Here is a 4093-nt window from a genome sequence, read left to right as displayed (position 1 = left end):
CTATTCAATCAAAGCCATTTGGGAGAGTGGCTTTGATTCTACGGATCGCATCTTTAACGGAAGGGTGCCATTAAAGATGCGATCTGTTCCCTTATTTATACTAAAAATTAGAACACAGTGATTCAGTTTTTCTTTGTTTTTAATCTATACGCTAAACTTAAACAGGTAATCCACACTGGAATCAGCAGCACCGCAATTTTCATATCTGGTGTTAGCCACATTATGGCCAAAATACAGAGCATGAAAATCACACAAATATAATTAGTAAGTGGATATGCAATACTCGGGAAAATACTGAGTTTATGCAGGCTCAGCATGTGTTTTTTAAATTTAAGATGCGTTAATGATAAAACCATCCAATTAATCACAATCGCTGAAACCACCAAACTCATGAGTAGCTTAAAGGCTTTTTCGGGGAACAGATAGTTTAAAATTACACACATCAGCGTGACGGCCGCCGAGGTTAAAATAGCCGTGTAGGGAATCCCGCGCCGATTAATTTTGCTTAAAAACTTCGGTGCATTGCCTTGTTCGGATAAACCCAGCAACATGCGACTGGTGCCGTAACTGGTGCTGTTATAGACAGAAATTGCTGCGGTCAGAACCACGAAATTTAAAATTGTGGCAACACCTTGACTGCCCAAAGAATCGAAAATTAATACAAAGGGACTGCCACCTTCGGCAATTTGATTCCAAGGATACAGCGACAGCAAAATAAAAATTGTGCAGATATAGAACAACAATACCCGATAGACGATTTGATTGACGGCTTTAGGAATGGTTTTGGTGGGATCTTTGGCTTCGGCTGCGGTAATGCCGACCAATTCGATGCCGCCAAAGGAGAACATGATAATTGCCATCGCCATGACTAAACCAGAAAAGCCATGCGGGAAAAAACCACCCAACGCCCAAAGGTTTGATACAGAAGCTGTTTCACCAGCATGACCGCTGGCCAGTAAATAAGCACCAAAGCCAATCATGCCAATAATAGCTAAAATTTTGATGATCGAGAATAAAGATTCCATTTCGCCAAAAACTTTAACATGCATTAAATTAATGATATTAATCAAAATAAAGAAGCCCAGTGCAGACAGCCAAGTCGGAATTTCGGGCCACCAATATTGCACATATAAACCAATCGCGCTTAGTTCTGCCATACAGACCAAAATATTCAGTACCCAATAATTCCAACCTGACATAAAGCCAGCAAAGGGGCTCCAATATTTATAGGCAAAATAACTGAACGAGCCACTGACCGGTTCTTCAACCACCATCTCACCGAGTTGTCGCATCATAAAAAATGCAATGAGACCGGCAAAAGCATAGCCTAAAATGACTGCAGGTCCTGCCAGTTGAATGGTTTGAGAGATTCCAAGGAATAGACCTGTACCAATGGAGCCACCCAAGGCAATCAATTGAATATGACGATTACTCAAACCAGCTTTGAGTTGGCTTTGTTTGTGCGAAGACATAAATGATCCATTTATGTGATATGAGCGGGAGTAGAAACAGCAGGGCTGAAAATATGCCACTAATATAGTAAATATTTACCGATTAATAAAATTTAATTTATAACTTAATTATCTTTTATCTATAAAAAATAGATTTGATAGCAATAAAAAAGCCACCATGCCCAATAGCTGGTGGCTTTTTTATTGTGATAAGTATGTATTAAAGATGGAATTGTTGTTCAATCGTCGGCCATAGATTTTGATGCGATTTTTTAAACATCAACATATGACCAATCGCTTTATGCTGATAGCTTTGCGGTTTCAGCTCAATCATTTCAGTCTTTGCATTGGGATATAAGCGCAGTAAATCTTTCACATTGCGTCGAGTGGCAATTTCGTCATCAGATGACCACAGCACGCTAATTGGGCAGTTCACTTTTGCGTGATAGTCTTCAAATACAGTTTTACCAATAGCGTTGATGGCATAACCTGGCTGACTGCAAAATTGTGCCCATTGTTTGGCCACATCTTTGGGCAGGTTTTCGCCCATACCAATGGCTTGAGTTGGGCCATAACCGGCAGTAATACGCGCTAAAGGGAAAATAAGCTTAAACATAATTGGTGCTAAAATTTTAGTTTTTCCGGTTAGGCCTTTTATATGTCCGGTAGAACCTGAAACAGCGATCAGTTTTGCTACTTTCTGATGATTTGGGGTAATGCCTAAAAGCTGTCCACCTGCGCTATGACCCAGTAAAAGTACCTGATCTGCTTGGCTTTTACATAATAAAGCATCAATGGCCGCTGGAATATCCAGTTGTCCCCAATTGACAATACTGGCTTGCGAGTCTTTTAAGGGGCCGTGCAGAGAGCGGCCAATCCCACGAAAATCAAAGCTTAAAACATCATAGCCTTGCGTAGTTAGCCACTGGGCAAAGTCTTGATAAAAGTGTTGGGTGATGCCCGTGGCTGGACAAATTAAAACTGGATATTTTTTTTGCTTGGATAATGCCGTGGCATAGAAACGTCCACTCAAAGCATATCCATCTCTACAGCTGATTTCTAAAGTTTCAAACACACTCATAGTTATAACGTCAATTAAATTTTATCTGGGACTACTGTAGAACAGTTCACAAAAGAAGCTTGCATAAAAAATGACTTTAAAGTCAAATAGTGTTCTAAAAATAAGGACATAAATCAATGAAAATTGAATATTTACAACAATCGGTTTCACTGGCAATTCTTTTTAGTGGTATTTTTCTTTGGGTGGGTATGTTGACTGGGGTATGGAAATATTATCAGATTCATCACTCTGAGCAAGCGCGTGCCCATTATTATGTCGATATTGCACATAGAAGTAGTTTGCTATACGCACCAGCCAGTCTGATTTTAGCCGTTTTGACGTATTTTTCAGTTTGGAGTGAAGGGGCTAATCTAACTTTTGTGCTGATTAATTTATTCTTTTTTAGCTTTTCAATTTTAAGTTATGTGCTACATGGTTGGTTAAAAGACACCACCAATCAATTTAGACAACCGCATCAAATGGGACGTTGGCACTTGCCAAAATGGATGCTGAGTAGTGCGATGATTTTTTTGGTCATTGGCGAAATAGTGGCCACAGCAGGCTTATTATTGGGGGCGATGATAGGTTTGGATATCTTTAATTTTTAGTTATTCTTATTGAATTTTGACTTTTTTTGAAGATGGGTGAGGGATCACCCATCTTTTATTCTGTTGAGTTGCTGTGTTTTTGCTGACGGTATTTTTGATCAACTACGGCCCAAATATAAAAGGCAATTGAAACAATAAAAGCATACATAAAGTATTCAGGTTTTAAATTACCTTGAATTAAACCATGCATAATTAATATGACCAGTAAAGCAACAGTGGTACTCAAGTAAGTAACCATATTCTTATTTGCTTTTAAAGCGCCAATGAAGGTTTCCTTATTGGAATGTAATGATAACATCGTCACCCCTCCTATGAGTTTTGACCTAAACCTAATTGTTTTAGTCTGATTGGTTTATATTGTTGTACTGTGTATTTAGAGATATTTCAATAGCCAATGTCATTATTTTGCAATAAAACAATGTTAAGGCACAAAATTATATAATAATTCTATTTAAAAACTAAATATAAGGTATTTCTATAATACATAGTGGTGAATGTGAATTATATCACACTTTGTGTTGTGAGGGCTGTATGGCTAGAGGAGTACAAAAGCTGAATGGTAAAATGGCTAAAATTAGCCCACTATTGGCTGTTTATGCATAATCTCCATGAAATAAATGGCGATAAAAATAACAACTATGAGTTTAATTTGAGTGTTTATCGACAAAGAAATTTGCTCAGCAAACGATGTAAGCAATAAAACGTGGTTTGGGTAAAACGTTAGTTTTATTGATTACGCTTAAAATCAGGTTTGGATAAAACGTGATTTTAACGACATCCGTTTTGGATTACTTTCTAACTTTATCGATGATTATTGCAATGATTAATACAATCGAGGATGGGATCAGCCATGCTAGATTTTGTGCATTTAAAGGTAAGTATTCAATCGCTGCGGGGAGATAATGATCAAAGCCGGCAACTTTCATGCCATCCATTACACCAAATAAAAAGGCAACGGCGGTCACAGGTGCAAC

General features: G+C 38.0%; 5 protein-coding genes. 1 reads left to right on the top strand and 4 read right to left on the bottom strand.

The window, feature by feature from the left end; translation table 11 throughout:
• Positions 1-122 precede the first annotated feature (122 nt).
• Positions 123-1472 (bottom strand): amino acid permease, encoded by a 1350-nt coding sequence (locus SE27_RS08065; RefSeq protein ID WP_039622430.1) that lies wholly within the window; start codon positions 1470-1472, stop codon positions 123-125.
• A gap of 199 nt (positions 1473-1671) precedes the next feature.
• Positions 1672-2532, bottom strand: a complete 861-nt coding sequence (locus SE27_RS08060) for an alpha/beta hydrolase family protein (RefSeq protein WP_039622428.1) — start codon at positions 2530-2532, stop codon at positions 1672-1674.
• Between the two features lie 116 nt (positions 2533-2648).
• Between SE27_RS08060 and SE27_RS08055 the strand changes: the two genes are divergently transcribed.
• The gene (locus SE27_RS08055) at positions 2649-3119 is read left to right on the top strand and encodes a hypothetical protein (RefSeq protein ID WP_039622426.1); all 471 of its coding nucleotides are present in this window, start codon (positions 2649-2651) and stop codon (positions 3117-3119) included.
• A 55-nt stretch (positions 3120-3174) separates the two neighbouring features.
• Here SE27_RS08055 and SE27_RS08050 read toward each other — a convergent pair whose 3' ends face one another.
• Entirely contained in the window at positions 3175-3417 is a 243-nt protein-coding gene (locus tag SE27_RS08050) for a hypothetical protein (RefSeq protein WP_039622424.1), read from the bottom strand.
• A gap of 490 nt (positions 3418-3907) precedes the next feature.
• The coding region (locus SE27_RS14465; RefSeq protein ID WP_039622422.1) for a branched-chain amino acid transport system II carrier protein at positions 3908-4093 on the bottom strand (186 nt) is incomplete at its 5' end.

This window comes from Acinetobacter harbinensis, from assembly GCF_000816495.1.
GTDB classification, from domain to species: Bacteria; Pseudomonadota; Gammaproteobacteria; order Pseudomonadales; family Moraxellaceae; genus Acinetobacter; species Acinetobacter harbinensis.
The sequence above is the reverse complement of the archived record's forward strand: the minus strand, read 5'-3'. Positions and strand labels throughout refer to the sequence as shown.

Coding starts and splice junctions, on each gene's coding strand:
- SE27_RS08065 (WP_039622430.1), bottom strand. CDS start 1,472: ATGTCTTCGCACAAACAAAGCCAACTCAAAGCTGGTTTGAGTAATCGT.
- SE27_RS08060 (WP_039622428.1), bottom strand. CDS start 2,532: ATGAGTGTGTTTGAAACTTTAGAAATCAGCTGTAGAGATGGATATGCT.
- SE27_RS08055 (WP_039622426.1), top strand. CDS start 2,649: ATGAAAATTGAATATTTACAACAATCGGTTTCACTGGCAATTCTTTTT.
- SE27_RS08050 (WP_039622424.1), bottom strand. CDS start 3,417: ATGTTATCATTACATTCCAATAAGGAAACCTTCATTGGCGCTTTAAAA.